The 26,478-nt window shown below is 67.7% G+C and carries 27 protein-coding genes; 12 read left to right on the top strand and 15 right to left on the bottom strand.

The window, feature by feature from the left end:
* Positions 1-109: 109 nt before the first annotated feature.
* Positions 110-676: a DUF3016 domain-containing protein gene (locus tag AC5QAB_RS12005; protein WP_014645805.1), complete on the top strand. Its 567-nt coding sequence runs from the start codon at positions 110-112 to the stop codon at positions 674-676.
* Positions 677-779: 103 nt separating this feature from the next.
* On the opposite strand, the gene alr is transcribed toward AC5QAB_RS12005, so the two are convergent.
* Both alr and AC5QAB_RS12015 read right to left on the bottom strand, forming a co-directional pair.
* Positions 780-1,847 carry an alanine racemase gene (alr, locus tag AC5QAB_RS12010; RefSeq protein ID WP_014645804.1) on the bottom strand — a complete coding sequence of 356 codons (1,068 nt, stop codon included), beginning with the start codon at positions 1,845-1,847 and terminating at the stop codon, positions 780-782.
* Entirely contained in the window at positions 1,826-3,130 is a 1,305-nt protein-coding gene (locus AC5QAB_RS12015) for a D-amino acid dehydrogenase (protein ID WP_032959242.1), read from the bottom strand. Before AC5QAB_RS12015 ends, alr begins: the two co-directional genes overlap by 22 nt.
* A 149-nt stretch (positions 3,131-3,279) precedes the next feature.
* On the opposite strand from AC5QAB_RS12015, the gene AC5QAB_RS12020 reads away from it, so the two are divergent.
* Entirely contained in the window at positions 3,280-3,759 is a 480-nt protein-coding gene (locus tag AC5QAB_RS12020) for an Lrp/AsnC ligand binding domain-containing protein (RefSeq protein WP_004140558.1), read from the top strand.
* A 110-nt stretch (positions 3,760-3,869) separates the two neighbouring features.
* Here AC5QAB_RS12020 and AC5QAB_RS12025 read toward each other — a convergent pair whose 3' ends face one another.
* Together AC5QAB_RS12025 and AC5QAB_RS12030 are read right to left on the bottom strand one after the other, a co-directional pair.
* Positions 3,870-4,046 carry a hypothetical protein gene (locus AC5QAB_RS12025; RefSeq protein ID WP_049441350.1) on the bottom strand — a complete coding sequence of 59 codons (177 nt, stop codon included), beginning with the start codon at positions 4,044-4,046 and terminating at the stop codon, positions 3,870-3,872.
* 144 nt (positions 4,047-4,190) lie between these two features.
* On the bottom strand, positions 4,191-4,565 hold the full coding sequence (locus AC5QAB_RS12030; protein ID WP_100449309.1) for a classical arabinogalactan protein 4: 375 nt from the start codon (positions 4,563-4,565) through the stop codon (positions 4,191-4,193).
* 140 nt (positions 4,566-4,705) lie between these two features.
* Between AC5QAB_RS12030 and msrB the strand changes: the two genes are divergently transcribed.
* From msrB to AC5QAB_RS12055, 5 genes are all read left to right on the top strand, one after another.
* Positions 4,706-5,173 (top strand): peptide-methionine (R)-S-oxide reductase MsrB, encoded by a 468-nt coding sequence (msrB, locus tag AC5QAB_RS12035; protein WP_005415117.1) that lies wholly within the window; start codon positions 4,706-4,708, stop codon positions 5,171-5,173.
* Between the two features lie 91 nt (positions 5,174-5,264).
* Entirely contained in the window at positions 5,265-6,119 is an 855-nt protein-coding gene (gene motA, locus AC5QAB_RS12040; protein WP_014645799.1) for a flagellar motor stator protein MotA, read from the top strand.
* Positions 6,120-6,122: 3 nt separating this feature from the next.
* Positions 6,123-7,073, top strand: coding sequence for a flagellar motor protein MotB (motB, locus tag AC5QAB_RS12045; RefSeq protein WP_053495233.1), 951 nt, complete (start codon positions 6,123-6,125; stop codon positions 7,071-7,073).
* A 97-nt stretch (positions 7,074-7,170) separates the two neighbouring features.
* Positions 7,171-7,659, top strand: a complete 489-nt coding sequence (locus tag AC5QAB_RS12050; RefSeq protein WP_049408290.1) for a hypothetical protein — start codon at positions 7,171-7,173, stop codon at positions 7,657-7,659.
* A gap of 14 nt (positions 7,660-7,673) precedes the next feature.
* Complete coding sequence (locus AC5QAB_RS12055; RefSeq protein WP_049408292.1) at positions 7,674-7,949, top strand: DUF4031 domain-containing protein; 276 nt, start codon at positions 7,674-7,676, stop codon at positions 7,947-7,949.
* A gap of 55 nt (positions 7,950-8,004) precedes the next feature.
* On the opposite strand, the gene AC5QAB_RS12060 is transcribed toward AC5QAB_RS12055, so the two are convergent.
* Complete coding sequence (locus tag AC5QAB_RS12060; RefSeq protein WP_032959249.1) at positions 8,005-8,547, bottom strand: DUF6630 family protein; 543 nt, start codon at positions 8,545-8,547, stop codon at positions 8,005-8,007.
* A 90-nt stretch (positions 8,548-8,637) separates the two neighbouring features.
* Here AC5QAB_RS12060 and AC5QAB_RS12065 point away from each other — a divergent pair, with 90 nt between their 5' ends.
* A complete protein-coding gene (locus AC5QAB_RS12065) occupies positions 8,638-8,886 on the top strand; it encodes a DUF3297 family protein (protein WP_005415112.1) in 249 nt (82 codons plus the stop codon).
* A 79-nt stretch (positions 8,887-8,965) separates the two neighbouring features.
* Here AC5QAB_RS12065 and AC5QAB_RS12070 read toward each other — a convergent pair whose 3' ends face one another.
* The 3 genes from AC5QAB_RS12070 to AC5QAB_RS12080 all read right to left on the bottom strand — a co-directional run bounded on the left by AC5QAB_RS12070 (position 8,966) and on the right by AC5QAB_RS12080 (position 11,963).
* Positions 8,966-10,615, bottom strand: a complete 1,650-nt coding sequence (locus AC5QAB_RS12070) for a Na+/H+ antiporter (protein ID WP_014645794.1) — start codon at positions 10,613-10,615, stop codon at positions 8,966-8,968.
* A 117-nt stretch (positions 10,616-10,732) separates the two neighbouring features.
* Positions 10,733-11,521, bottom strand: coding sequence for a dioxygenase family protein (locus AC5QAB_RS12075; RefSeq protein WP_049408294.1), 789 nt, complete (start codon positions 11,519-11,521; stop codon positions 10,733-10,735).
* Positions 11,522-11,552: 31 nt separating this feature from the next.
* The gene (locus AC5QAB_RS12080; protein ID WP_046428617.1) at positions 11,553-11,963 is read right to left on the bottom strand and encodes a DoxX family protein; all 411 of its coding nucleotides are present in this window, start codon (positions 11,961-11,963) and stop codon (positions 11,553-11,555) included.
* Between the two features lie 96 nt (positions 11,964-12,059).
* Between AC5QAB_RS12080 and AC5QAB_RS12085 the strand changes: the two genes are divergently transcribed.
* Positions 12,060-12,941, top strand: a complete 882-nt coding sequence (locus AC5QAB_RS12085; protein WP_049408296.1) for a LysR family transcriptional regulator — start codon at positions 12,060-12,062, stop codon at positions 12,939-12,941.
* A 507-nt stretch (positions 12,942-13,448) separates the two neighbouring features.
* On the opposite strand, the gene AC5QAB_RS12090 is transcribed toward AC5QAB_RS12085, so the two are convergent.
* On the bottom strand, positions 13,449-16,511 hold the full coding sequence (locus tag AC5QAB_RS12090) for a bifunctional diguanylate cyclase/phosphodiesterase (RefSeq protein WP_495233427.1): 3,063 nt from the start codon (positions 16,509-16,511) through the stop codon (positions 13,449-13,451).
* 176 nt (positions 16,512-16,687) lie between these two features.
* Here AC5QAB_RS12090 and AC5QAB_RS12095 point away from each other — a divergent pair, with 176 nt between their 5' ends.
* Positions 16,688-18,799: a M13 family metallopeptidase gene (locus AC5QAB_RS12095; RefSeq protein WP_197561754.1), complete on the top strand. Its 2,112-nt coding sequence runs from the start codon at positions 16,688-16,690 to the stop codon at positions 18,797-18,799.
* A gap of 169 nt (positions 18,800-18,968) precedes the next feature.
* Here the strand turns inward: AC5QAB_RS12095 and AC5QAB_RS12100 are convergent, their stop codons facing one another.
* Complete coding sequence (locus AC5QAB_RS12100; RefSeq protein WP_197561753.1) at positions 18,969-20,141, bottom strand: MFS transporter; 1,173 nt, start codon at positions 20,139-20,141, stop codon at positions 18,969-18,971.
* On the bottom strand, positions 20,138-21,352 hold the full coding sequence (locus tag AC5QAB_RS12105) for an MFS transporter (protein ID WP_164110287.1): 1,215 nt from the start codon (positions 21,350-21,352) through the stop codon (positions 20,138-20,140). The genes AC5QAB_RS12100 and AC5QAB_RS12105 overlap by 4 nt, the downstream gene beginning before the upstream one ends.
* A 133-nt stretch (positions 21,353-21,485) precedes the next feature.
* On the opposite strand from AC5QAB_RS12105, the gene AC5QAB_RS12110 reads away from it, so the two are divergent.
* Entirely contained in the window at positions 21,486-22,073 is a 588-nt protein-coding gene (locus tag AC5QAB_RS12110) for a TetR/AcrR family transcriptional regulator (protein ID WP_014645786.1), read from the top strand.
* Positions 22,074-22,184: 111 nt separating this feature from the next.
* On the opposite strand, the gene AC5QAB_RS12115 is transcribed toward AC5QAB_RS12110, so the two are convergent.
* On the bottom strand, positions 22,185-23,114 hold the full coding sequence (locus tag AC5QAB_RS12115; RefSeq protein WP_164110285.1) for an oxygenase MpaB family protein: 930 nt from the start codon (positions 23,112-23,114) through the stop codon (positions 22,185-22,187).
* 309 nt (positions 23,115-23,423) lie between these two features.
* Here AC5QAB_RS12115 and AC5QAB_RS12120 point away from each other — a divergent pair, with 309 nt between their 5' ends.
* Positions 23,424-24,038 carry a hypothetical protein gene (locus tag AC5QAB_RS12120; protein ID WP_014645784.1) on the top strand — a complete coding sequence of 205 codons (615 nt, stop codon included), beginning with the start codon at positions 23,424-23,426 and terminating at the stop codon, positions 24,036-24,038.
* Positions 24,039-24,077: 39 nt separating this feature from the next.
* Here AC5QAB_RS12120 and AC5QAB_RS12125 read toward each other — a convergent pair whose 3' ends face one another.
* Genes AC5QAB_RS12125 through AC5QAB_RS12135 form a run of 3 tightly spaced genes read right to left on the bottom strand, consistent with a single transcriptional unit; the run spans position 24,078 to position 26,475 of the window.
* Positions 24,078-24,422, bottom strand: a complete 345-nt coding sequence (locus tag AC5QAB_RS12125) for a hypothetical protein (protein ID WP_032959261.1) — start codon at positions 24,420-24,422, stop codon at positions 24,078-24,080.
* 33 nt (positions 24,423-24,455) lie between these two features.
* Complete coding sequence (locus tag AC5QAB_RS12130; protein WP_014645782.1) at positions 24,456-25,226, bottom strand: LytR/AlgR family response regulator transcription factor; 771 nt, start codon at positions 25,224-25,226, stop codon at positions 24,456-24,458.
* On the bottom strand, positions 25,216-26,475 hold the full coding sequence (locus tag AC5QAB_RS12135; protein WP_126411677.1) for a sensor histidine kinase: 1,260 nt from the start codon (positions 26,473-26,475) through the stop codon (positions 25,216-25,218). Before AC5QAB_RS12135 ends, AC5QAB_RS12130 begins: the two co-directional genes overlap by 11 nt.
* Between the last annotated feature and the right edge of the window lie 3 nt (positions 26,476-26,478).

The following is a 26,478-nucleotide window of genomic DNA, read 5'->3' on the forward strand; positions in this document are numbered from 1 at the left end:
GCAACCGCGCTTGTCGGTGTCGCAATCGGCCGTTGCGGTGGCTGGAAAGCGGGATCACACTCGATCTATAAATCGCATCGTCCCCGTCGATGGGACGCAGGAGACCGTCATGAACCGCTCGTTGGCCACTGCCCTGCTGCTGGCAGGCGCCCTCATGGCGGGCAGCGCGAACGCCGCGCCGCGCGCCGTCACCGATCCGGATGCGCCCCGCGCGCTGCAGGCCAATGGCCCGGTCAGCGTGAAGTGGGACGATCCAGCCGGATTCACCGAAATCCGCCAGAGCACCAACCGCTTCGAGGCCGAACGCGGCAACTGGGTGCAGCAGCTGGCCAGCTACGTGCAGACCACGGCGGCCAAACCGCTGCAGCCCGGGCAGACCCTGGACGTGACCCTGGTCGACATCAAGCGCGCCGGCGACTACGAGCCCTGGCACGGCCCGCGCGGCAGCGACATCCGGATCATGCGCGACATCTATCCGCCGCGGATCACCCTGCAGTACACGCTGAAGGACGCCAGTGGTCGCATCGTCGATGAGGGCGAAGCCAAGCTCAGCGACACCGGCTACCTGCACAACCTGGGGCTGAAGAGCGACAGCGATCCGCTGCGCTACGAGAAGCGCCTGATCGACGACTGGGTGAAGCGTGAGCTGAGCACGCGGGCTACTGCTGCACGATGATTCCGGGCAGCTCTACCTGCCGGCAGGTGTCGACCTTGGTCGACACGCATTGCACGGTGCCGACCAGGGTCGGCTGCTACCAGAGCCGAGCGCGGGCTCGGCTCTACACGTAGACTTTCGCCACGCGCTTGACCGCGCACGGCAGCTGGTAGGCACTCACGCCGCAGCGCGGCGCCAGTTCCGACAGCGTCGGCGCAGAACCCCACAGTTCCACCACACTGCCGATGCCGGCCTGCGCATGCGCGGTCAGGTCCACCGTCAGCATGTCCATCGACACGCGCCCGATCAGTACGCCGGGCTGGCCATCGATCAGTACCGGCGTGCCGTTGGGGGCGAACTGCGGATAACCGTCGGCATAGCCAAGCGCGACCACGCCCACGCGGGTGCGCGCCTTGGCCACGAAGCGTGCGCCATAGCCCACCGGCTCACCGGCCTCGATCCAGCGCTCGGCAATCACCTTCGACTGCATCGTCATCACCGGGCGCAGGCGCTCGGTCAGCGCGGTGTTGTCCGGCAGCGGATTGGCGCCGTACAGCATCAGGCCCGGGCGCACCCAGTCGCTGCGTACATCCGGCCAGCCCAGCAGTGCCGGCGAATTGCACACGCTGGTCTCGCCGTCCAGGCCGTCGATGGCGCGCGCGAAGGTCGCCGCCTGTTCATGGGTGCGTTCGCTGTCCAGCTCATCGGCACGCGCCAGGTGGGTCATCAGCACGATGCGCTCGACCTGCGGCAGCGCCGACAGGCGTGCATGCGCGGCGCGGAAGCTGTCCACGTCCAGGCCGAGGCGATGCATGCCGCTGTCCAGCTTCAGCCACACGGTCAGCGGGCGCGGGCTGTCGAATGCGACCAGCGCTTCCAGCTGCCACGGCGAGCCCACCGCGAACCAGAAATCGTGCTCGGCCACCAGCGCCATGTCACTGGGTTCGAAGATGCCTTCCAGCAGCAGGATCGGCGCACGGATCCCGGCCTGGCGCAGTTCCAGCGCCTCTTCGATGGTGGCCACGCCGAAACCATCAGCCTCGCCTTCCAGCGCCTGTGCACAGCGCACCGCGCCATGGCCATAGGCATCGGCCTTGATGATCGCCAGGGCCTTGCCACCGCCCAGTTCACGGGCAAGCCGGTAATTGCTGCGCAGGGCGCCCAGATCGATCAGCGCGCGGGCAGGACGCATGTGCGGTTCTCATGTTGCGGGGCGTGACCGTACTGGCCGTAGCGGAAAATATCCAGTCCTTCGGTGCTGATCTGCGGCTGGCGCGCGCTCATCAGGTCGGCCAGGTAACGGCCCGAGCCGCAGGCCATGGTCCAGCCCAGGGTGCCGTGGCCGGTGTTGAGGTACAGGTTGCGGAACGGCGTGGCGCCGATCACCGGCGTGCCGTCCGGCGTGGCCGGGCGCAGGCCTGTCCAGAACTGTGCGCGCGACAGGTCGCCGCCCTTCGGGTAGAGGTCGCTGACCACCAGCTCCAGGGTCTCGCGGCGTCGCTGCGACAGCGACAGGTCGAAACCGGCCACTTCGGCCATGCCACCGACGCGGATGCGGTCGTCGAAGCGGGTGACCGCCACCTTGTAGCTCTCGTCGAGGATGGTAGAGGTCGGCGCCATCGCCGGGTCGGTGATCGGCAGGGTCAGCGAATAGCCCTTCAGCGGGTACACCGGCAGGCGCATGCCCAGCGGTGCGACCAGCGCCGGCGAATAGCTGCCGAGCGCGACCACGAAGCGGTCGGCGGTTTCCCGCTTGCCGTCGATGCGCACGCCGGTGATGCGGTCGCCCTCGAACTCGAGGCCGGTGATGTCCTGGTCGAAGCGGAACTCGACGCCGGCGTCCACGCACATCTGCGCCAGGCGCCGGGTGAACAGCTGGCAGTCGCCGGTCTGGTCACGCGGCAGGCGCAGCGCGCCGACCAGGCCATCGACATGCGCCAGGGCCGGTTCGGCCTGGATGATGCCGGCGCGGTCCAGCACCTCGTACGGCACGCCGTACTGGGCCAGGATCTCGATGTCCTGCGCAGAGGCATCCAGCTGCTGCTGGGTGCGGAACAGCTGCGTGGTGCCCAGGTCGCGGCCTTCGAACTCAATGCCGATCTGCGCGCGCAGCTCGTTCAGGCAGTCGCGGCTGTACTCGGACATGCGCACCATGCGCGCCTTGTTGATCGCGTAGCGCTCGTGGGTGCAGTTGCGCAGCATCTGCCACAGCCAGCGGTACTGGGCCAGGTCCATGCCCGGCTTGATCGCCAGCGGCGCGTGCTTCTCGAACAGCCAGCCGATGGCCTTCTTCGGCACGCCCGGGGCTGCCCACGGCGAGGTGTAGCCGAACGACAGCTGGCCAGCATTGGCGAAGCTGGTCTCCAGCGCCGGGCCGGGTTGGCGGTCGATGACCGTGACTTCAAACCCGGCCTGTCGCAGGTACCAGGCACTGGTGGTGCCGATCACGCCGCTGCCGAGGACTAGAACTCGCATGGGACTTCTCCAACCCGATCATTCCCTGCACTGGAGCGTGCCGGGACCATAATTGGGGAAGTATAGACAGCCAATCCCAGTTGATTTGCCTGATTTGAAATCAACCGGCAGGATGTTCTCCTGCAATTCATTCCCCAAGGTTGACGGCCATGGCCACCCGTACCCGCGAACTGGACAAGATCGACCGCAAGATCCTGCGCATCCTGCAGGCGGAGGGCCGTATTTCCTTCACCGAACTGGGTGAGCGGGTCGGCCTGTCGACCACCCCGTGCACCGAGCGCGTGCGCCGGCTCGAGCGCGAAGCGGTGATCACCGGCTACCACGCCCACCTGGACCCGGCGGCGGTGAAGGCCAGCCTGCTGGTGTTCGTGGAGATCAGCCTGGCCTACAAGTCCGGTGACATCTTCGAAGAGTTCCGGCGCGCCGCCCTGAAGCTGCCCAATGTGCTCGAGTGCCATCTGGTCTCGGGCGACTTCGATTACCTGCTGAAGGCGCGGATCAGTGAGATGGCCTCCTACCGCAAGCTGCTCGGCAGCACCTTGCTGACACTGCCGCATGTGCGTGAATCCAAAAGCTACATCGTGATGGAAGAAGTGAAGGAAACGCTGAGCCTGCCGATTCCGGATTGAGGCGGTCGCAGGTTGGGGTCAGAGCCCGCGTTGCGGGATCCGGCCCCGGTCGGGGTCAGGCAAGGGGTCAGATCCCGCGCAGCGGGCTCTGACCCCGGTCATGTCGACAGTCAGCGCTGCTGCGGATGCTTCTGCGAGCGCTGTTCCTGCTGCTTGCCACCCTTGTGCGGCTGCTGCGGTTCCATCTGTTGTTGCTGCTGTTGCTGCGGGTTGCGGCCCTGCGGTTCCTTGCCGGGATGACGGTTCTGCTGGTTTTTCATGATCGCGATCCAGTGGACAAAGGACATGCGGCGGCGGAATGCCGGCGCAGGGCCACGGTGGTCCCGGCACGGTTAATCGCAGGCGAAAAAGCAGTGATCGGCAGGATGTTGTTTTCGTGCGTTCAGGCCGTGCAGTGTGTGGAAGCTGCCACCCTTGCCTGGCATCCGAGCTCAGCGCTTGATCTGCTGCCCATCGCCGGCCGGCACGCTGTCGTAATAGCGGCCGGTACGCGAATCGAACACCCGGTTCGGGCCAGCCGGGCGCACGCCAGGCACGATGCGGCCATTGCGGTCATAGACCTTGTCGGCCGGCCTCGGCGCCGGGGCGGGCGCAATCCGGGCAGGACCCGTGGACCTGATCGGCTGCGCCGGCTGCGGCGACGGCAGCACCTGCGGCTGCGGGCGTGCGGCCTGCGGCGGCGGTACCACCGGCGCCGGAGCCACGGTGGTCGCGCTGCGGGTGACCGTCGGGTCGGCAGCAGGCACCTGGGCCAGCGCCAACGTGGGCAACAGGGCCATCAGCAGCAGGGGAAGGGTCGGTTTCATGGCACGCTCCGGCGTGGATCGCATTTACCTTGCGCCTGCACCTGTGTGCCGCCCATGAACGGCCGTCACACTTGCAAGCGCGCGCCGGCACCCCCACGTTTTCCGGCATCCCCAGGCCATCGACCCCACGGAGAGCCGGCATGACTGCCTTCGACCTGACGCCCCCCACTGCCACCCAGACCGAGGCGCTGATCGCCGGCCTCAGCAGCGAAGAGCGCCGCGTGCTGCTGCAGCACGGTACCGAAGCGCCGTTCTGCGGCGTGTTCCTGGACAACAAGCGCGAGGGCGTCTACTGCTGCCGGCTGTGCGCGCTGCCGCTGTTCCGCTCCAGCACCAAGTTCGATTCCGGCACCGGCTGGCCCAGCTTCTTCGCCCCGTTCGACCCGGCGCACGTGCGCGAGATCCGCGATACCAGCCATGGCATGGTGCGCACCGAGATCACCTGCGCGCGCTGCGGCAGCCACCTCGGCCACGTATTCCCGGATGGTCCGCCGCCCACCTACGAGCGCCACTGCCTGAACTCCGTCTCACTTTCGTTCACCGGCAATGGCGAGCCCTGGCCCGACCCGTTGCAGCGTGGCGGCGCGGAAAGCGGTGTGGCGGGCTGAAACACCCCGCTGACCGATTTCACAGAATTCCCTCTTCAGAAAACCGGGTGACGGGCCGACAAGGAGATATCCCCCCTCCTTGCGTCGCCCCATGCTCATCATCGTTGGATTCCTGGTCGTCATCATCAGCGTGATCGGGGGCTACCTCGGTGCCCACGGCCGCCTGGGTGCCCTCTGGCAGCCCTACGAGCTGGTCATCATCGGCGGTGCCGCACTGGGCGCGTTCCTGGTCGGCACCCCGGCCAAGACGGTCAAGCAGACCCTGCAGGCCATGGTCGGTGTCTTCAAGGGTCCGCGCTACAAGCAGCAGGACTACATCGATGTCCTCAGCCTGCTCTATGAACTGCTCAACAAGGCCCGCCGCGAAGGCTTCATGGCCCTGGAAGACCATGTCGAGCGGCCGGCCGAGAGCGCCCTGTTCGCCAACTACCCCAAGGTGCAGGCCGACCACCACCTGATCGACTTCATCACCGACTGCCTGCGCCTGATGATCGGCAGCAACATCGAGCCGCACGAGCTCGAGCCGCTGCTGGAGCTGGAACTGGAGAAGCACCACGCCGAGGCCATGGCGCCGTCGCAGGTGCTGACCAAGGTCGCCGACGGACTGCCCGGTTTCGGCATCGTCGCGGCGGTGCTCGGCATCGTCATCACCATGGGCTCGATCGGCGGTGACATCGTCGAGGTCGGTGGCCACGTGGCCGGCGCGCTGGTCGGTACCTTCCTGGGCATCCTGCTGGGCTACGGCTTCGTCGGCCCGATGGCGGCAGCAATGGAGGCCCGCGCCGAGCAGGACAGCCGCATCTACGAATCGGTCAAGACCGCCCTGCTGGCCTGCCTGCGCGGCTACAACCCGAAGATCGCGCTGGAATTCGCCCGCAAGACGCTGCCGTCGAACGTGCGCCCGGCCTTCTCCGATTTCGAGCAGCACCTGAAGACGGTCAAGTAAACCATGGCCGAGACCAAGCCCACTGTCATCGTCCGCCGGGTCAAGAAGGCCGGCCACGCCGCCCATCATGGCGGTTCGTGGAAGGTGGCCTATGCTGACTTCGTGACCGCGATGATGGCGTTCTTCCTGGTGCTGTGGCTGATGGCCACCACCAACAAGAACGACCGTGCGGCCATTTCCGAGTACTTCCGCAACCCCAGCCCGCTGAGCGGGCAGAACGCCACGCCGGCGCCCGGCATGGCCGGCCCGGGCGGCGCCAGCACCTCGATGATCAAGCTGGGTGGTGCCACCGACATCTCGCGCGGCAGCAGCAACGATCCCTTCCAGAACCAGAAGGAAGCGGTGCCGCAGCCGGTGGACCAGCAGCAGCGCGACAAGCAGCAGCTGGAAGCGCTGATGAAGGAACTGCAGGAAGCGATCAGCAGGAGCCAGGCACTGGAGCCGTTCAAGGACCAGCTGCTGCTGGACCTGACCCCGGAAGGCCTGCGCATCCAGATCGTGGACAAGCAGAACCGGCCGATGTTCGACCTCGGCAGCGCTACGCTGAAGCCGTACACGCAACAGATCCTGCACGAGCTGGCCAACTACCTGAACCATGTGCCGAACCGGATCAGCCTGACCGGCCACACCGACATCACCGCCTATTCGGCCGCGCGCGGCTACGGCAACTGGGAGCTGAGCGCCGATCGTGCCAACGCCGCACGGCGTGCGCTGGTGGACGGTGGCCTGGAGGACAGCAAGATCACCCGCGTGGTCGGCCTGTCTTCGTCGGTGCTGTTCGACAAGGCCGACCCGCAGAACCCGATCAACCGCCGCATCAGCATCGTGGTGATGACCCAGGCCGCCGAAGCGGCCGCCCTGGCCGGTGCCGGCCCGCAGGTGGGACTGTCGGCGCCGACCGCCGACCCGGACGTGCAGGCCGCGCAAGGTGAGGCCGCGCCCGTGGCACGTTGAACCGGGGTCAGATCCCTTTTCCATGTAAAGGGATCTGACCCCGCCTGCGTGCGGCCGGTACAATGGCGGTCTTTCCGTTTCCAGGTGACCCCACTCCATGTCCCAGAACTCCAAGGCCAAGCGCGACAAGCGCAAGAAGCAGCAGGCCAAGCGCCCGTTCCTCCGCCTGAATGCCCAGCAGCAGGTGCAGAACCATGCCGTGCTGACCAACGAAGACGGCCAGGTGGTCGCGGCCATCGGCCTGCAGGGCCGTGAGTGGCTGCTGGCGATCGGCGGCCAGACCATGGGCAACGCCGAGAATCCGGTACCGATGCTGGCCATGCTCAAGCACCTGGCCAACGTGCAGGAGAAGGAAGGCCGCAAGGTCAACCTGGAGTACTCCGAACTGCTGCAGAAGCTGCTGGACACCCTGGCTGCCGAATCCGAGCAGACCGCTGACGAATACCTGGACAAGCTGGTTGCCGAGTTCGAAGGCGTCGACGCCGCTGAAGGCGAAGAAGGCGAAGCCGTCGAAGGCGACGCGGCCGAAGAAGCCGCTGCCGAGGCCGCCCCGGCCGCTGACAGCGACAGCAAGCCGCAGGCCTGAACCGGCCGCGGCGGGTGACGGTCTACGTCGATGACGCGGTGCATCCCTGGCGCGGACAGCGCTGGGCGCACCTGATGGCCGACACCCTGGCCGAGCTGCACGCGATGGCGGCGCAGCTCGGCATTCCCCTGCGGGCCTTCCAGAACAAGGCCAGCGGTGCGCACTACGACGTCACTACCGAGCTGCGCGCACAGGCAATAGCGCTCGGTGCGCGGGCGATTTCCCGGCACACCGACCGTGACCTGGTCAAAGCGGTGATTGCCAACGCCAGGGCGCAGTACCGGCCGTAGGCCGCGCCCAGCAGATCGTCCCCGCCGGGTCGTGCCCGGCGGATCGGCCCATCGCTCAGAACGGGTCGCTGCCCAGCCGGATTTCCACGTTCAGCAGCGAGCACAGCGCCAGCATCGCGTCGTCGTCGCGGGTCAGCGCCATCACGCCGGTGAAGCCGTCGCTGCCGGCATCCACGCTCCACAGCGTGTAGTTGTGCTCGCGCAGGCGGTCGAAGGCGGTGGACATCAGCTGCACGCCGTCCAGGCCCTCGGCGAAGTCCTCGTCGTCCAGGTCGCCGCCCCAGTCCAGCTGCAGGTTGAAGCGCGCCGACAGCTCGTTCACCGCCGACTGCAGCGATTCCAGGTCATCGCGCTCCACATCGAAACCGGACTGCCAGGCGATGGCGGTGAACAGCGCCGGCAGCCAGTCGCTGTCCGCTTCCAGCGGCTGCCCGTCCTCGGACAGGTGCTCGCGCCAGCGGTTGAACTGCTGCAGGGCCAGCTCTTCGTCGCCCGGGTTGATCAGCACCAGCAGGTTCCAGACCCGCGCCTCGAAGCCCTCCTCGTCGAAGTCGTGGATGTCTTCCTCGAAGTCGAAATAGTCGCTGTTGTCGGGCATGGCGGAACGTCCTCTGGGGCAGGCCCGCATTCTACGGTTTATCCTGTGCCGCTGAAGCCGGCCTTGGTGGCCGTCACTGTGAATGAAGCGATGAGCGATACCCCTCCCGACCACCTGGCGATCAACCCGGCCAGCCCCTTCCATGATGCGCAGGCGCTGGAGCGCGGCGTTGGCGTGCGTTTCAACGACGTCGAGCGCGACAACGTCGAGGAATACTCGGTCAGCGAAGGCTGGATCCGCGTGCAGGCCGGCAAGGCCCGCGACCGCCGTGGCAACCCGATGACCATCAAGGTCAAGGGCAAGGTCGAGGTGTATTTCCTGGACCAGAAGCCGGAATAACCCGCTGTTCCGACCTGGGGTCAGGTCCCTTTCCTGCGGAAAGGGACCTGACCCCGCTCGACGGCGCACGACCGCCGCGTCATTCGCGCTTGCGCGATTCCAGCAGGTCCAGGTTGCGGATCAGGCGCCGCGAGATCTCATCGGAGATCACCCCGCGCCGGGTCAACCGGAACAGTTCCTCGCGCTCGGCATTCAGGCCCGCGCTGCGCAGCTGGCGGTAACCCAGCTCCATGCGCCGCACCTTCTCCGGGTCCACGTCGGGGCCGTCGTTGTCTTTCTCCAGGTGCCGCTGGTACAGCAGGCTCACCCGCGAGGCAGCATCGTTGTACAGCTGCACGTTCTCAGTGTTCTGGTTCATCACCAGCTGCTGGCGCATGCGTTCGACCCCGGCCAGCGCGGCCTTCGAGGACAGCTTGCGTGCCAGGTCCTCTTCCTTGCGCTCGCCCGAATCGGCTGGCAGCTGCAGGCCCTTCAGCAGCTGCGGCAGCGCCACGCTGGCGCCGATCAGCGAGAACAGGATCACCGCCGCGGCCAGGAAGATCACCAGGTCACGCGCCGGGAACGCACTGCCATCGGGCAGGAACAGCGGCAGGGTCAACACACCGGCCAGGGTGATCGCGCCGCGCACACCAGCCACCGAGGTCGCCACCACGATGCGCCAGTTCGGCGCCTCGCCCCGCTCCAGGCCACGGCGGCGCGCGCGCAGCAGGTTCCAGCGCAGCGACAGCCATACCCACAGCAGGCGCAGCAGGATCAGCGCCAGGTTGATCACCACCACGTATACCAGCAGCCACCATGCACTCTGGTGGCCGGACTCGTTCATGGTGGTGGTGGCGCGCTCGACGATGCCCGGCAGCTGCTCGCCCAGCAACACGAACATGATGCCGTTGAAGCTGAACTGCAGCATGTTCCAGACGCCCGCGCGCTGCACGCGCATGCTGCCGGAGACACGGCCGGTCAGCTCGACGTAGCTCATCGCGATACCGGCGGCGACCGCAGCGAGGATGCCCGAGGCATGGATTTCTTCGGCCAGCAGGTAGGCCGCGAACGGAATCAGCAGGTTGACCAGCATCGCCGCACCCGGCTCTTCGCCAAAGCGGCGCCACAACCAGCGCTGGAAGGTGGACACGCCGAGGGTGACCGCCACGCCCACGGCAAGGCCGGCCACCGCCACCCACAGGAAGGTCAGCGAGGCCGTGGCCAGCGAGAAGGAGCCGGTCATCACCGCGGCCACCGCGAAACGGAAGCAGACCAGGCCGGACGCATCGTTGAGCAGCGACTCGCCTTCCAGGATGTGCATCAGGCGCTTCGGGATCGGTGCCTTGGAGGCGATCGCCCCGACCGCCACCGGGTCGGTCGGCGAGACGATGGCCGCCAGCGCGAAGCACACTGCCAGCGGCATCACCGGAATCATCCAGTGGATCAGCAGGCCGGCGCCGATCACAGTGAACACCACCAGGCCGAACGCCAGTTCGAGGATCGCGCCCTTGTCGCGGAACAGGCCCTGCTTGGGAATGCGCCAGCCATCCAGGAACAGCAGCGGCGGCAGGAACAGCAGGAAGAACACTTCCGGCTCCAGCGCATGGCCGCGGTTGAACACGCCGGCGATCACCGCGCCCAGGCCGATCTGCACCAGCGGCAACGGCAGCGAGAACGGGAGGACGCGAACCAGGTAGCCGCTGGCGACAACGGCCACCAGCATCGCCAGGACGACTTCAATGGTATGCATGCTTCTTCCAGGAAGCGGCGCGTGGGGAGGCACGAGGGCCAGCGCCGGAAACCCGGAAAAAACTACCACATGCGGCCCTGACCGCGACGGCCGGGGCCGCCGCGCGTCAGCCCCGGCTCATGCCCCGTCGAACCGGTACAGATCCATGGCCAGGAAGCCGGCATCGATGCCGGCGTCGATGCGGCGTGCGCCGAAACCGCCCTCACCGGCCGCTCCCATCGCGAAGAACAGCGGCAGCAGGTGCTCGTCGGTCGGGTGCGCACGCTCGGCGAACGGGGCCTGCCGGCGGTAATCGAACAGCGCCTGGCGGTCATCAGCGGCCAGCCGCTGCTCCACCCACTCGATGAAGGGCCGCACGTATGGCGCTTCCTTGCCGTCCTGGTAGTCGCCCCAGTCGTGCAGATTGTGGGTGATGCTGCCCGAGCCGACCAGCAGCACGCCTTGTTCGCGCAGTGGTGCCAGCGCGCGGCCCAGCGCGAACTGATGCTCGGGGCCGAGCAGCGGCTGGATCGACACCGGCACCACCGGGATGTCGGCCTGCGGGCGCAACAGCCGCAGCGGTACCCACGCGCCGTGGTCGAGGCCACGCTGCGGGTCGATGGCCACTGGCAGGCCTGCGGCGGCGATGCGGCCAGCCACTTCTTCGGCCAGTGCCGGATCACCCGGCGCCGGATATTGCAGTTCGAACAGCCCGCGCGGGAAGCCACCAAAGTCGTGGATGGTCGGCGGCTGCGGATGTGCGCCGACCAGCGGCTGCCGGCCCAGCCAGTGCGCCGAGGCCATCACGATGGCGCGCGGCGGCGGCAGGTCGCGCGCCAGCTCGGCCAGGCGCACACCGACCTGGCCCGGATGCAGGGCGGTCATCGGCGAACCATGGGAGATGTACAGCGAAGGCAGGCGGGACATGGAATTCTCCAGTTGCAGGATCAGGCGGCGATCAGCGCGAACGCAGGGTCCACTTGCCATCGCCGACCAGGAACAGCACCACCAGCGCCAGCGCCCAGAACGCCGGGTATTCCCAGCCGCCGCCGGCATTGGCGAAACCGAAGCCGTTGGCGCCGTGCACGGTGACGATGGTGCCCAGCAGCAGCGGCACGCCGACCAGGCCCACCCAGCGCGCATAGATGCCCAGCAGGAGCGCGACAGTGATCACCAGCTCGACGCCGAGGGTGAGGTAGCCAAGCACGCCGGGCAGGCCCAGCGACTCGAAGAATGCTGCCGTGCCGGCCGGGGTGAATACCAGCAGCTTGGTCAGCGCATGGACCAGGAACAGCACGCCCAGGGCCAGGCGCAGCAGGGTGGCGCCATACGGGGCCAGCGGCGAAACAGGAGCGGTCGTGGCGTGCATCGGAAAGCACCTTGAAGGGAGTGGGCTCAGGTTATTGCGCCTTCACGGGCCGATAAATACGATCGATTGACCGTATTTATTTCAGAAGGCGCAACAATGGACACCCTTGAGGCGATGCGCGTGTTCGTGGCGGTGGTCGAGCGCAACGGCTTCAGCGCCGCCGCCCAGGCCCTGGACATGTCCACCGCCGGCGTTACCCGCCAGGTCGCCGCACTGGAAAAGCGCCTGTCCACCCGCCTGCTCCATCGCACCACGCGGCGGGTCAGCCCCACCAGCACCGGCGCCGCCTACTACGCCCAATGCGTGCGCCTGCTGGCCGAGTTCGACGCGCTGGAGGCCAGCATCGGCGCGCAGGCGCTGGAGCCCTCCGGCATGCTGCGCATCAATGCACCGGTCAGTTGGGGCATCGCCCGCCTCGGCCCACTGCTGGCCAGTTACCGCGAACGCTTTCCGCAGGTGGAACTGGACCTGGCCCTGTCCGACCGCCTGGTGGACATGGTCGAGGAAGGCTACGACGTGGCCATCCGCATCACCCGCGAGCCGGGCCCCACCCTGATCGCCCGCCGCTTGGGCGAATCGCGGGTGAGCCTGTGCGCCGCGCCGGCCTACCTGGCCGCACGCGGCGCCCCTCAGACCCCGCAGGACCTGCAGGCGCACGCGTGCCTGGGCTACAGCTACTGGGCCGCCGGTGACCACTGGCCGCTGCAGGGGCCGGGCGGCGAAGTGAAAGTAGCGGTGAACAGCCTGCTGCACGCCAACAACGGCGACGTGCTGCGTGAAGCGGCGATCGCCGGCATGGGCGTCATCCTGCAGCCCGACTTCCTGCTGGAAGACGCGCTGGCCGATGGCCGCCTGGTGCGCGTGCTGCCGGAATGGGAGGCCTCGCCGATCGGCATCTTCGCGGTCTACACCAGCCGCAGCCACCTGGCACCGAAGGTGCGCAGTTTCATCGACCATCTGGTGGACACCGGGGTGTAGCCGAGTCTGGCGCTTGCCGGTAGTGCCGGCCGCTGGCCGGCAATCAGACACATCCCGGTCTTGGGCGAATGCCGGCCAGCGGCCGGCACTACCGTCATGCTTCGGTCGGGTGTGCCGGCCGCCGGCCGGCACATACGAAACCCCGTCATGCTTCGGTCGGGTAGTGCCGGCCGCTGGCCGGCACATACGAACCCAGTCATGCTTCGGTCGGGTAGTGCCGGCCGCTGGCCGGCACATACGAAGCCCCGTCGTGCTTCGGTCGGGTGTGCCGGCCGCTGGCCGGCACATACGAAACCCCGTCATGTTTCGGTCGGGTAGTGTCGGCCGCTGGCCGGCACATACGAAACCCCGTCATGTTTCGGTCGGGTAGTGCCGGCCGCTGGCCGGCACATACGAAACCCCGTCATGCTTCGGTCGGGTAGTGCCGGCCGCTGGCCGGTACATACGAAGCCCCGTCGTGCTTCGGTCGGGTAGTGCCGGCCGCTGGCCGGCACATACGAAACCCGATCAGGCGGGGACCTCATCCAGCGCGTCGATGATCTGTTCCAGCGGCGCCGGCCGCCCCAACAGGTAGCCCTGCACCTGGTCACAGCCATGCGCAGCCAGCCAGTCCAGCTGCCCCGGCGTCTCCACGCCTTCAGCGATGATGGTCAGGCCCATGCTGTGGCCCAGCGACAGCAGCGCGCGGCAGATCGAGGCATTGCGTGGATTGGTTTCCACGTCGGCGACGAAGCTGCGGTCGATCTTCAGGATGTCCAGCGGCAGGTGCTGCAGGTAGGACATGCTGGAATAGCCGGTGCCGAAATCATCCAGCGACACGCGGATGCCCTGCTCGTGCAGGCGCTGCATGGTCTGCATCGCCTGTGCCGGCTTGCGCATCAGGCTGCTCTCGGTCAGCTCCACGTGCAGCGCGCCACGGGCCAGGCCGAAATCCTGCTGGGCACGGGTGAATTCGGCCACCAGGTCGCTGTTGAAGAACTGAACCGCCGACACGTTGACCGCGATCGGCAACTCACCCCACCCGGCCTCGACCAGACGGCGCTGCGCCTTCGCCGCCGCGCGGATCACCCAGCGGCCCAGTGCCAGGATCAACCCGGTGTCCTCGCACAGCTGGATGAACTCGTTGGGCGGGATGAAGCTGCCATCGGCCTGCGGCCAGCGCAGCAGTGCCTCCAGCGCTGCCGGGCTGCCATCGCCGGCATGCCGGATCGGCTGGAAATACAGCTGGAATTCGTTGTCGATGGCGGCATGGATGCGCCCGGCCAGGCGCAGGCGGTCGGCCAGGCGCGTGGTCACGGCCGCGTCGAACCAGACCACCACGTTGCCCTCGGCGCGCGCCGCATGCGCGGCCTGCGCGGCCATGCCGATCACCTGCTCGGCCGTGTGCCCGTCACCAGCGATGTGCACGGCCACGCCGATGCGCGGCTCGAACTGGTGCAGCGAGTCCTTGCCGCGCATCGGCGCCGACACGATCTGCAGCAGGTCGTCCAGCACGCGCTGGGTATCGTGCTCGGCACCGATGGCGAAGACGAAATCCTCGGCCGGCTGGAACGCCAGCGTGCCACAGCGTGCGCCCAGGCCCCCGAGCCGGGTCGCCATCGACTGCAGCACCGCATCGCCGATCTCGCGGCCCAGCGTATCGGCCACCAGCTGCAGCCCGCGCAGCTGCACGAAGGCGATGGTGTAGCCCTCCTCCTGCTCGTCCAGCTGTTCGGTCAGGGCGCGCACATTGAGCAGGCCGGTGGCCGGGTTGTGCCGTGCCTGATAGGCCAGGTCGCGCTCGTAGGCCAGACGCTCGCTGACATCCTCGGCCAGCACCAGGCACGCGGGCTGTCCGTCGAAGTCGAGCTTGGACAGGTGTGCGCGCACCTCGAACACACTGCCGTCCTTGCGCCGGTGCAGGCGCACGGTCGCGTCGGGGGGATCGCCCACCTGCGCCCGCTGGATGGCACCACGCACTTCGTCCCAGCCTTCGCGCGGGCGGATGTCGAGGATGCTCATCGCCAGGAACTCGTCGCGGCTGTAGCCGTACTGGCGCACTGCAGCGTCGTTGACCTCGATGAAGCGCAGCGTATCCGGGTCGAACACCCAGAACGGTGCCGGATTGCGGTCGAACAGCAGGCGGAAGCGGCGTTCCACTTCGCTCATCTGCTCGCGCGCCTGATAGCGTTCGCTCAGGTCGGTCAGCGCACCGATCATGCGCCGCTCGCTGTCGGCCACTTCCACCCGCTGCCCGCGCGCGCCGACCCAGCGCACCTCGCCCCCGGGCAGCACCAGGCGGAACACCTGGTCGAGCACAGCGCTGCCGGCGAAGGCCTGGTCAAAGGCCTGCTGCAGGCGCGCGGCATCATCGCGATGCACGCGCGCGAAGAAATCCGCGACCGGCAAGGCGTCGGTCTGTACCCCAAAGATCTCGCGGGCCAGCGGCGACCAGCGCAGCAGCGCGGCGTCCTCATCCACGTACCAGGTGCAGACACGCCCGACCTGGTGCGCCAGGCGCAGCTCGGCGTGGCCCGTCTTCAGTTCCTCGGCCATCGCCTGCTGGCTGCGGGTGCTGCGGCGCACGGCGTACAGCAGTACCAGCAACACCGCGATGTAGGCCAGTACGATCGCCACCGACGCCTTCAGGTACGGCCACCACGGTGCGAGTACATCTTCGTCGGCCAGGCCGACCTGCACCGCCAGCGGGCTGCGTTCGAGCGTGCTGATGGTGAGGATGCGCGGCACGCCGTCGACGACGCCGGGCATGCTGCCCAGCTCGACCACCGCCTGCGTGCCGAGCAGGTCCCGGCGCGGCAGGTCATAGCGGCGGCCCACCGTGCCATGCGGATCGGGTACGCGGGCCAGCATGTAGCCTTGGGCATCGCTGATCGAGACCAATCCGTTGGGACCGACATCCAGGCCGCCGACGATGCGCTGCAGTTCGCCACAGCGCAGCCGTGCCAGCAGCCAGCGCCCATCGGCCATCGGCAGCGCCAGCGGGACCACCCAGCCCCCGTCGCTGGCGCGCTGTGGCGGGCCGATGTACAGCGCGCTGCCCGAGCCGCGCCGTTGCGGATCGGTCCACAACGGCAACTGCAGGTCGCCCTTGCCGGCCGTCAATGCGCGGCCATAGCTGTCGAGCACCACGATGCTGTGCAGTTCGGCGTGCCGGCGCAGCACGCCGCCGATGGAGGCATCCAGCAAGGCCGGCGCCTGTGCCGGCACGCTGCGGAACAGTTCCGCGGCGTCGGCGGCGATGCCGGTCATGGCCCGCTCCAGGTTGCGCAGCTCCAGCGCCAGCAGGCGCTCGCTGCCCACCGCCAGCGCGCGGCTCTGCCGCTGCGCCGCTTCCAGGCGGCGGTGGTGGTCGTTGACCAGCATCAGGGCCAGACCGGTCACCAGCAGTACGCCCAGCAGCACACCGCCCCAGGTGATGGCGCGCAGCGGCCGGGCCAACGCCCGTTTCAGCGCGGGCATCGGTTGATGTTCCTTGTGCAGTCGGCTGGCTTCATGCGCGAACGAATCCTCCACGTCCCCGACCTCAACGGCCGGCGGACGCCATTCTTGACGCCTGACCCCGCCCTGCATGGCCACCTCCCCGTGTCCGCGCAGGGTTCCAGGGTCCAGCATGCACCACCCCGGTGACGGCGTGAAGATCGCATCCGCAGGTTCAGCCAGATCCTGCACAGGGCGGGCCCCGCAGGGGGGCGGCCAGTGGCGCCGGAGCGGATTAGACTTGGGGTTTTCCGCTGCAAGAGAAGTCCATGTCCAAGCTGCGCCGTCCCACCCTGGCGCTGGCCATTGTTGCCAGCCTGTCCCTGGCCGCCTGTGACCGCCCGGCCGACCCGGCCGTCGGTGCCACCGCGCCGGCCGATGCCGCCCCCGCTGCGGCCAAGCCGATGCTGGGCAGTTTCGGCTTCGATGCCAGCGGCATGGACCGCAGCATCGCCGCCGGCGACGACTTCTTCGGCTTCGCCAACGGCACCTGGGTGAAGAACACCGAGATTCCGGCCGACCGCTCGCGCTTCGGCAGCTTCAATGTCATTGCCGAGAAGACCCTGGCCGACACCCGCGCCATCCTGGAAGGGGCCGCCGGCAACACCCAGGCCAGCGGCGACGACAAGCTGATCGGCGACTACTACGCCGCCTACATGGACGAAGCCGGCATCGAGCAGCACGGTCTGGCGCCGGTGCAGCCGCAGCTGAAGGCCATCGATGCGATCGCCGACAAGGCCGGGCTGGCCCGCGCACTCGGCGGCGACCTGCGCGCCGACGTCGACCTGCTCAACGCCACCAACTTCTACACCGACCGCCTGTTCGGCCTGTGGGTGTCGGTGGACATGCTGCAGCCGGATCGCACCGCACCGTACCTGGTGCAGGGCGGCCTGGGCATGCCCGACCGCGATTTCTACCTGGGCGATGGCCGCATGGCCGAACTGCGCAAGCAGTACCAGGCCTACATCGCACAGATGCTGCAGCTGGCCGGCGTCGCCGACCCGGCCGGCAAGGCGCAGCGCATCCTTGCGCTGGAAACGAAGATCGCGCAGGCGCATGCCACCCAGGAAGAAACCAACGACGTGACCAAGGGCGCCAACCCCTGGACCCAGGCCGACTTCAATGCAAAGGCGCCGGGCCTGGACTGGAACGCCTTCCTCGATGCGGCCGCGCTGGGCAACCAGCAGGACTTCATCGTGTGGCAGCCCAAGGCCGTGGCCGGCCTGTCCAGGCTGGTCGCCACCGAGCCGCTGGACGCCTGGAAGGACTACCTGGCGTTCCACGCGCTGGACCGTGCCGCCGCCTACCTGCCGAAGAGGTTCGCCGATGCCCGCTTCGCCTTCCATGGCACCGCGCTGAGCGGCACGCCGCAGCAGAGCGACCGCTGGAAGCGCGCGGTGGACGATGCCAACCATGCCGTCGGCGAAGCGATCGGCAAGCGCTACGTCGAAAAGCACTTCGACGCCAGGACCAAGGAGCGCGCGGACGAGATGGCGAAGAACATCATCGCCGCTTTTGCCAAGCGCATCGACGCGCTGTCGTGGATGTCGCCGCAGACCAAGGCGCATGCCAAGGCCAAGGTCACGGGCCTGACCGTGGGCATGGGCTATCCGGAGAAGTGGCGCGACTACACCGGCCTGGAGATCCGCCGTGATGACCCGCTGGGCAATGCACAGCGCGCCGAGCTGTTCGAGTACCAGCGCAACATCGCCAAGCTGGGCAAGCCGGTCGACCACAGCGAGTGGGCGATGCTGCCGCAGACCATCAATGCGATGAACGTGCCGCTGGAGAACCGCCTGGTGTTCCCGGCCGCGATCCTGCAGCCGCCGTTCTTCGACGGCGCTGCCGACGACGCGGTGAACTACGGTGCGATCGGTGCGGTGATCGGCCACGAGATCAGCCACGGCTTCGACAACGCCGGCGCGCTGTTCGATGAGACCGGCAAGCTGCACAACTGGTGGACCGCCGAGGACCTGAAGCAGTTCAACGCCGCCGGTGATGCGCTGGCCGCGCAGTTCAGCAGCTACGAGCCGTTCCCCGGCGTGCACGTGAACGGCAAGCTGACCCTGGGCGAGAACATCGCCGACGTGGCTGGCCTGGGTACCGCCTACGATGCCTACCAGCTGTCGCTGCAGGGCAAGCCGGGCCAGACCCTGGAAGGCTTCAGCCCGGACCAGCGCTTCTTCCTCGGCTTCGCCCAGGCGTGGCGCAGCAAGAGCCGCGAGCAGGCGCTGCGCAACTCGCTGCTGACCGATGTGCATGCCCCGGGCCAGTTCCGCGCATTGACCGTGCGCAACATCGACGCCTGGTACCCGGCGTTCGAAGTGAAGGAAGGCCAGAAGCTGTACCTGGCCCCGGACAAGCGGGTCAAGGTGTGGTGATGTAACCGGAACGGGCGCCGCAAGGCGCCCGTTTCATTTCCGGGTAGCGGCCAACCATCGTCGGCGCATGCCTCGTTCTGGTGGATGCCAACCTTGGTCGGCACATACTTCGCTCTGGTGGGTGCCGACCTTGGTCGGCACGGGGTAGGAATCCACGCATGGCGTGGATCTACCTGCGGGTGATGGCAGCCATCAGCAGGGCACTCCCAGCCAACACCGCCGCAGCCCACAGATTCGCATGCAGGCCCACGCCATCCAGCAGGCGGCCACCACCCCACGCACCCATTGCGATGCCGATGTTGAATACCGCCACATACAACGCGGTGGCGATCTCCACGGCCTGCGGCACCGCCTTCATCATCCAGCTCATCAGGCCCACCGATACACCGCCATAGGCCAGACCCCACAGCAGCAGCACCGCAATACCTGCGGAGGGCGTATTTCCCACCCACAGGAACAGCAGAGGCGTCAGCAGCAGGCCCGAGGCTATCGCCAGCAGCATGCCCAGTGGATGGCGCGCAGCCAGCGGCCCGGCGATGAAGTTGCCGGCGATGCCAGCCAGGCCGTACCCAAACAGCAGTGCACCTATCCACGACGCATCCACGCCCGATACGGACGTCAGCAGCGGCCGCACGTACGTGAAGGCGATGAAGTGCCCGGACACCAGCAGCCCGGTCAGCCACAGGCCACGCCGCAGGTTGCGCTGGCCAAGCTGCTGCACGAACTGACGCGGCCGCACCGATGTGCTGACCGGCAACGCGGGAACCACCCGCAGATGCAGCAGCATCACCGCCGCACTGAACAACGTCATCGCCACGAACGCGCTGCGCCAGCCCAATGCATCCCCGATCAGCGCGCCCAACGGAACGCCGAGCACCGAAGCTGCGGCCACGCCTCCGAAGATGATCGAGGTGGCCAGACCGATGCGCTGCGCAGGTACCAGGCGCGCTGCCAGCCCACCGGCAATGGTCCAGATGCCGCCCATGCAGAACCCCACCAGCACACGCGCGGCCAACAGCCAGCCGATGCCAGGTGCCAGCGCCGACGCAAGGTTGGCGACCAGCAGCAGGCCCAACAGCGCACACAGGATGCGGCGACGATCGATGCCACCGGCTGCGATCACCGCAAGCGGGGCGAACACTGCCGCCAGCAGGGCGGGCAGTGAGATCATCAGGCCGGCGGTGCCGGTGGACGCGCCGAGATCTTCGGCGATGGGAGTCAGCAGGCCGACCGGCAGCATTTCGGTGGTGACCACCGAGAACGTGGCGAGGCCGACGGCGGAGACCGCCCACCACGGATGGCGGGGCACAGACGCGGCATGCGCAGGCGATGAAGCGCTCACGGGATGATTCCTTCAGGGGATGTGGACGCGGCAGACGGGCGCAGCGCACGTTGCACGAGCAAGGCGAACAGCAGCACGCCACCGCCTGCCGCCAGCGCAACCACAAAACCGCTGCGCACGCCCGCCGCATCGACGCTCTGTCCGGACAGCGCCGCGCCCAGCGCCACGCCGATGTTGAGGCCGGCCAGCAGCCACGTCATGCCTTCGGTCAGGCGTGCTTCGGGCACGCGTTGTTCAACCAGCGACATCGCCACGATCATCGTCGGCGCGAAGAACACCCCGGCCAGCAGTACCGCAGCGGCCAGTGCCCGCAGACTGCCGACCCACAGCAGCGGCAACGTGGTCAATGCGGTGGCCGCTGCTCCGGCCAGCAACAGGCGCGGCAGCGGCATCGGCAGCTTCAGGGCACCAAACAGCAGGCCCGCCGCGCAGCTGCCCAGCGCGTAGGCCGACAGCACCCAGCTGGCAGCTAGTGGCTGTCCGCGCAGCTCGGCCAATGCCACGCTGGTGATGTCGACGGTGCCGACGATCACGCCCATCGCCAGCATCAGCAACGCCAGCAGGCGGATCTCCGGTTGCCGCAGCAGCGAGTGCGAGGATGTTGCACCTTCGTAGTGCTGTGTCGGCGGCTCGGTGCCCCGCTGCAGCACCAGTGCGGCGACGCCGGCCACCAGCAGCAGGGCGGCCGCCAGTACGCCAGCCTGTGGCCATACCGCCACCGACAATCCGACGGACAACGGTGGCCCGGCGATGAAGGTCACCTCGTCGAACACGGTCTCCAGCGAATACGCGGTCTGCAGCTGTGGTCGTCCGCGATGGGTCGCGGTCCAGCGCGCTCGCACCATCGCCGACACGCTGGGCATGCAGCCGGCCAGCATCGCCGCAACGAACAGCGTCCAGTCCGGCGCGGCCAGCAGCGTGCACGCGAGCAGCAACAGCAGACCGGCCGCACTGGCCGCAGTGGCCCATGGCAGTACCCTGCCCTGCCCGCGCCGGTCGACCCAGCGCGACACCTGCGGCGACAGCAACGCATAGGTCAGCACGAAGGTGGCCGACACCGCACCGGCCAGTGCATAGCTGCCGCACAGCTGGGACAGCAAGGTGATGATGCCGATACCGGTCATCGGCAGCGGCAGGCGTGCCAGCAGCCCGGCCAGGGCGAGGCCGGCGGTGCCGGGGGTCGCGAACAGGTCGCGATAGGGGGTGGCCATCAGGTTCTCCAAGGCAGCGACTTGCCTGGCGCACGGGGCGCCATGACAATACATACGGGGCGTATGAATAAGAGGCTACATTCATACGCGCCGTATGTAAATAATCATGCACTGCGTATGTAAGGAGCTCTGAATGGTTCGCCGCACCCGCGCTGAGATGGAAGAAACCCGCGCCACCCTCCTGGCCACCGCCCGCCGGGTGTTCAGCGAGCATGGCTATGCCGCCACCTCGATGGACGACCTGACCGCCCAGGCCGGGCTGACCCGCGGCGCGCTGTACCACCACTTCGGCGACAAGAAGGGTCTGCTGGCGGCTGTCGTCGCCCAGCTCGATGCCGAGACCGACCAGCGCCTGCAGGCGATCAGTGATGCCGCCGACGATGCCTGGGAGGGCTTCGTGCAGCGTTGCCGCGCGTACCTGGAGATGGCGCTGGAACCGGAGATCCAGCGCATCGTGCTGCGCGATGCGCGCGCGGTGCTCGGTGGCGCCTCACCGGAATCGCAGCGCCACTGCGTGCATTCGATGCAGCACCTGATCGAACATCTGGTTGCCCAGGGCGTGGTGGCGCCGGTGAATGCGCAGGCGCTGGCGTCGCTGATCTATGGCAGCCTGGCCGAGGCCGCGTTCTGGATCGCCGAGGGCGAGGATGGCGACGTGCGCCTGCGGCAGGCGACGGCGGCGCTGGAGATGCTGTTGCGCGGGTTGAAGTCGGCGGGGTAAGGCCCATCCACGCATGGTGTGGATCTACTTCGGCATCCGCGCGGGTAGAGGCCAACCTTGGTTGGCGCTCCTGCGGCACCGCGCGCAACGCGTGCCAACCAAGGTTGGCACCTACCGGGGAACGGCGGGCCACTCGCGCAGCACCGACACCGGCACGCCCATGCGCGCACAGGCGCGGCTGGCCAGGCCATCAGGCAACGCACGGCGGAACAGCGGCGCCATGCCCTGCATCAGCTTCGCCGACGCGGCGGCCTGCGCGCGCTGACGGCCACTGCGTTCAAGCATGCCTTCGGCCCAGTCCGGCAGCAGTGCCGCGCCTGCACCCAGGAACACTTCGCGCGACAGCCCCGGCACCGGTACCGGCAGGCGCACGCCGGACAGCACCTCCAGCACCTCGCGCGAGCGCTCGTCGACGCGCAGCTCCGGCTGCCGCGCACAGAAGTACGCCGCCACTTCCGCTTCGCTGCGCGGCACGTCCACCGCACCCAGTGCCTCGGCCACGCAGCGGTACTCATCGTAGTAACGGTCGGCGATGTGTGCCGGCACCTCCCGTCCGTACCGGCGGAAGCCCTGAAGGAACCCGAACGCCTCGGTCACATGCACCCAGGTCAGCAGCTGCGGATCATCGGCGGCGTAGGGTTCGCCCTGTGCGGTCTGGCCGCGGATCCGTGCATGGATGCGGCGCACCTTGGCCACCAGCGCCTCCACCTCGCCGGTGGGCGCATAGCTGGTACCGGCAACGAACGCGGTGGTGCGACGCAGGCGACCCACCAGGTCCTGGCGGAAATTGGAGTGATCGTAGACCCCGGCCAGCGCGCGCGGATGCAGGGTCTGCAGCATCAGCGCGCACAGGCCACCGGCCAGCATCGAGGGGAACTCGGCGTGCAGGCGCCAGGTCACGCTGTCGGGTCCAAACCAACCCGGGTCACCCAGCGGCTGGTCGTAATCGATGCCGCTCTGGCCACGGGGGAAGGCCTCCAGCACCCAGCGCCGGATCGGCGCGGTGACGGGGCGGGAGAGTCGCTGCAGCAGAGCCGGCATCACTGGTCCAGGAAAAGCGAAAGAATGGCCGCAAGTTGCGCGGTCGGCCCCGATTCTGGGCGATCACGATGCCGGCGGCGAGTCTTCGTACTCAGCCACGGTTTCATGTGCGGCCGCAGCACATTTCACCCTGCGACATCCTGTCGCAGGCAGCGCCTTCGATGCTGCGGTGCAACAACATTCACCGATTCAGGGAAAGCCCTTGCGCAGCTTGGCATTGCGCCCATTGCACGGCTCGCTGGAAGTGCTAGAACTGGAACCGCCACACCGTCCAATGCTGATCGACGCACGTTCCACAAGGAGCCAGCCATGATTGCTTTGTTCAAGGGTTTGGGAATTCTGCTTCGCGACAACGAGCTCTACAGCAGCCCGTTCGATAAACAGGTCGCGCATTGGCGCAATCTCAGCGAGCAGCAGATCCGCGATGAAGTCGCGGTGCTGGCCCAGGCCAAGTGCCAATGGCTTATCGCCTCGATCGTCGGCTGGCAGGCAGCCTCGCTGCTGATTCTTGGCCTGATCGCCAACTACCTCTGGCGCGACGACTTCCATATCACGTTCACCCGCGTGGTAGTCGTGTTCGGTTCGTGGGTCTCGATCCTGTTCGTGATCTGGTTCATGGCCAACATGTTCGATCAGCAGGCCGGTTTCGAGCGCTGGATGAAGGCGTTCAACAGTCGCGCACGCATCAGCTCCAAGGCCGACAGCGTCGAGCACGTGGCCGAGGCACTGGACCTGGCCGAGCATTACCCGGAAGTGCTCGATTACAAGCAGGCGGTCACCGCCAAGCGCGAGCTGCGCCACGAGGACATCCGCATCATGACCGAGATCGGGCGCATGAAGCAGCACTCCGAACTGGTCGGCCGCCTCAACCACGTGGGCGAGAACGAGCACCACCACGACCTGACACTACAGCCTGCCTACTGACCCTTCAGGGAAGCGGGGGGAGCCACAATGCCACCGTGATCACTCACGGTGGCATTGTTCTTTCCGATCCTCGCTGACGCACTGGGCGAAGCCCTTCGGCAGGCCCCTGAACTCCCGGGTCGTGCCGGCCGCCAACGCGAACGACCGTATCGGCGCTTTCGCACAGGCGGCATCAGGACGACAGGCCGGGTCCAGCACCAGGTAATGGCACTGGCCGCTGCGGCTGGCCATGCACTCGAAACGCGCCACGCCGTCCACTACCGTGCGCTTGCTGTACAGCGTGTCCACGCCATTGGCAGTGGTGCGGGTGATCGCGGTTTCAGTGGACTTCCGGCAACCGGCAAGCGCCAATGCGGCGAAGCCGACAAGCAGGAAAAAACGCATGCAATGCTCCTGGTGACAGAGGCTGCGGCGCGGCTACATGCCGCGGAACAGGCTCATGAACGGTTGGCTGACCACCAGCGTCTCCGTGCGCCCGCGCAGGCGCAGCACGCCGCGCCCGGTATCGTCGCGGCTCACCGCTGCCACCGCCTTCATGTTGACGATGGTGGAGCGGTGGATCTGGCGGAAGTGCTGCGGGTCGAGCACTTCCAGCAGTTCACGCAACGGTGTGCGCAACAGGCTCTCGCCGGCAGCGGTGACCACGGTGGTGTACTTGTTGTCGGCGCGGAAGTAGGCCACATCTTCCAGCATGATCAGCTGCGTCTCGCGGCCGTTGCTGGCGGTGATCCAGGCCAGTGGCGGGCGCTCCGCTGCGCCCTGCGACGGGCCCAGCCGCTGCAGCAGGCGCTCCAGCACGGCATCGTCCTGGCGCGTCGATGGCAGCCGCGACAGGATGCGCTCGCGGGTGGCCAGCAGGCGCTCGTCACTGACCGGCTTCAACAGGTAGTCCATCGCGCCCTGCTCGAACGCATCGATGGCGTACTGGTCGTAGGCGGTGACGAACACTACCTGGGTGCGCGGGCTCAGCTCGGACAGCGAGCGCGCGACCTCGATGCCGCTGATGCCGGGCATGCGGATGTCGAGAAAAGCGATATCCGGCTGCGTCTCGGCCAGCTGCTCCAGTGCACTGGCACCGTCCTCGCACTCGGCCACCAGCTTCAGCTCCGGCCACAACCGGCCCAGCTGCTCCACCAGTGACTGCCGCAGCAGTTCTTCGTCTTCGGCGATCAGGGCTTCAAGCGGCATGGCTGCGCTCCTTGGGCGACTGCGGCAGGGTCATGGTCGCGGCCACGCCGCTGGGGAAGTTGGCAACGATCGCCACGCCGGCCTGCTCGCCGCAGGTCAGGCGCAGGCGCTCGCGCAGGTTCTTCAGGCCGATGCCGGTACCGCTGGTGCCCTGGCCGAAGCCCAGCCCATCGTCGGCCACGGTCACGGTCACGTGGTCATCGAAGCCGCGCGCCAGTATCCAGATCGTGCCACCGCCGGGCTTGGGTTCCAGGCCGTGCTTGATCGCGTTCTCCACCAGCGTCTGCAGTGCCATCGCCGGCAGGTGCACGCCGTGCAGTTCGTTCGGTACCTGCATTTCCACCGCCAGGCGTGCGCCCATGCGGATGCGCAGGATTTCCAGGTACGCGCGGGTGCGGTCCAGCTCCACGCCCAGCGTGGATACCGATTCGTCCACCTGCGGCAACGAGCTGCGCAGGTATTGAATGAGGTGGCCGAGCATCTGTTCGGCACGCGCCGGATCGGTGCGGGTCAGTACCTGCGCGTTGGCCAGCGTGTTGTAGAGGAAGTGCGGTTCCACCTGCGCATGCAACAGGTTCAAGCGTGCCACCGACAGTTCCTTTTCCACCTGGGTCTGTTCGGCCGCAGCCTGTTCGTCGCGGCGCTGGTCGGCGACGCGGCGGCTGATCGCACGGGTGACTGCTTCGGCGTTCTCGTAGTTGCTGCCTTCGTCCAGCGCCAGCAGGTCGGCCCACCAGCCGGCATCGGGTTCGAACAGCAGGGTGACGGTGCTGGTGCCCTGCCCCGGCGTGACCGTGGCCAGCACGCTGTTGCGCTTGATCGCCAGCCGCGCCGGCAGGTTCCAGCGCGAGGGCTGGCGGCCGTTCCAGAGGTCGACCCGGCGCACATAGGCGCGCACCTGCAGGCTGCCGGCCGAGCTTTCCACGTCTTCGACGCGCGGTAGTTCGGAAATCGCCGCCTCCACCACCGAGAAGGCGTGGCCCGCGTCCATCGGCAGTTCGATCTGGCGGCGCTGGCGGCCGGACAGGGTGGTGGCATCCAGGCGACCGGCCACCAGCCAGACCCGGCGGATGTGGGTGATGGCACTGCCCAGCGCGGAAATGATCAGGAACATCGCCAGCAGCCCGAAGATCCAGCCCGGGCCATCGTTCATGCCACTGAAGATGCCGCTCCAGACCATGCCGGCGACAACCAGCGCGGCAGCCCAGGCCAGCAGGTGGCGGATCAGGAGAGAGAGGCTGGCGAACACGGC

The organism is Stenotrophomonas sp. YJH_SMC_127, assembly GCF_059372445.1.

What these genes read in the sequence shown, in the direction of transcription:
- AC5QAB_RS12105 (WP_164110287.1), bottom strand. Translation starts at nt 21,352, where the DNA reads ATGGCCACCCCCTATCGCGACCTGTTCGCGACCCCCGGCACCGCCGGC.
- AC5QAB_RS12115 (WP_164110285.1), bottom strand. Translation starts at nt 23,114, where the DNA reads ATGCCGGCTCTGCTGCAGCGACTCTCCCGCCCCGTCACCGCGCCGATC.
- AC5QAB_RS12130 (WP_014645782.1), bottom strand. Translation starts at nt 25,226, where the DNA reads ATGCCGCTTGAAGCCCTGATCGCCGAAGACGAAGAACTGCTGCGGCAG.
- motB (WP_053495233.1), top strand. Translation starts at nt 6,123, where the DNA reads ATGGCCGAGACCAAGCCCACTGTCATCGTCCGCCGGGTCAAGAAGGCC.
- AC5QAB_RS12015 (WP_032959242.1), bottom strand. Translation starts at nt 3,130, where the DNA reads ATGCGAGTTCTAGTCCTCGGCAGCGGCGTGATCGGCACCACCAGTGCC.
- AC5QAB_RS12120 (WP_014645784.1), top strand. Translation starts at nt 23,424, where the DNA reads ATGATTGCTTTGTTCAAGGGTTTGGGAATTCTGCTTCGCGACAACGAG.
- AC5QAB_RS12005 (WP_014645805.1), top strand. Translation starts at nt 110, where the DNA reads ATGAACCGCTCGTTGGCCACTGCCCTGCTGCTGGCAGGCGCCCTCATG.
- motA (WP_014645799.1), top strand. Translation starts at nt 5,265, where the DNA reads ATGCTCATCATCGTTGGATTCCTGGTCGTCATCATCAGCGTGATCGGG.
- AC5QAB_RS12125 (WP_032959261.1), bottom strand. Translation starts at nt 24,422, where the DNA reads ATGCGTTTTTTCCTGCTTGTCGGCTTCGCCGCATTGGCGCTTGCCGGT.
- AC5QAB_RS12085 (WP_049408296.1), top strand. Translation starts at nt 12,060, where the DNA reads ATGGACACCCTTGAGGCGATGCGCGTGTTCGTGGCGGTGGTCGAGCGC.
- AC5QAB_RS12090 (WP_495233427.1), bottom strand. Translation starts at nt 16,511, where the DNA reads ATGCAGGGCGGGGTCAGGCGTCAAGAATGGCGTCCGCCGGCCGTTGAG.
- AC5QAB_RS12030 (WP_100449309.1), bottom strand. Translation starts at nt 4,565, where the DNA reads ATGAAACCGACCCTTCCCCTGCTGCTGATGGCCCTGTTGCCCACGTTG.
- AC5QAB_RS12065 (WP_005415112.1), top strand. Translation starts at nt 8,638, where the DNA reads ATGAGCGATACCCCTCCCGACCACCTGGCGATCAACCCGGCCAGCCCC.
- alr (WP_014645804.1), bottom strand. Translation starts at nt 1,847, where the DNA reads ATGCGTCCTGCCCGCGCGCTGATCGATCTGGGCGCCCTGCGCAGCAAT.
- AC5QAB_RS12095 (WP_197561754.1), top strand. Translation starts at nt 16,688, where the DNA reads ATGTCCAAGCTGCGCCGTCCCACCCTGGCGCTGGCCATTGTTGCCAGC.
- AC5QAB_RS12110 (WP_014645786.1), top strand. Translation starts at nt 21,486, where the DNA reads ATGGTTCGCCGCACCCGCGCTGAGATGGAAGAAACCCGCGCCACCCTC.
- AC5QAB_RS12080 (WP_046428617.1), bottom strand. Translation starts at nt 11,963, where the DNA reads ATGCACGCCACGACCGCTCCTGTTTCGCCGCTGGCCCCGTATGGCGCC.
- AC5QAB_RS12060 (WP_032959249.1), bottom strand. Translation starts at nt 8,547, where the DNA reads ATGCCCGACAACAGCGACTATTTCGACTTCGAGGAAGACATCCACGAC.
- AC5QAB_RS12075 (WP_049408294.1), bottom strand. Translation starts at nt 11,521, where the DNA reads ATGTCCCGCCTGCCTTCGCTGTACATCTCCCATGGTTCGCCGATGACC.
- msrB (WP_005415117.1), top strand. Translation starts at nt 4,706, where the DNA reads ATGACTGCCTTCGACCTGACGCCCCCCACTGCCACCCAGACCGAGGCG.
- AC5QAB_RS12050 (WP_049408290.1), top strand. Translation starts at nt 7,171, where the DNA reads ATGTCCCAGAACTCCAAGGCCAAGCGCGACAAGCGCAAGAAGCAGCAG.
- AC5QAB_RS12020 (WP_004140558.1), top strand. Translation starts at nt 3,280, where the DNA reads ATGGCCACCCGTACCCGCGAACTGGACAAGATCGACCGCAAGATCCTG.
- AC5QAB_RS12025 (WP_049441350.1), bottom strand. Translation starts at nt 4,046, where the DNA reads ATGTCCTTTGTCCACTGGATCGCGATCATGAAAAACCAGCAGAACCGT.
- AC5QAB_RS12070 (WP_014645794.1), bottom strand. Translation starts at nt 10,615, where the DNA reads ATGCATACCATTGAAGTCGTCCTGGCGATGCTGGTGGCCGTTGTCGCC.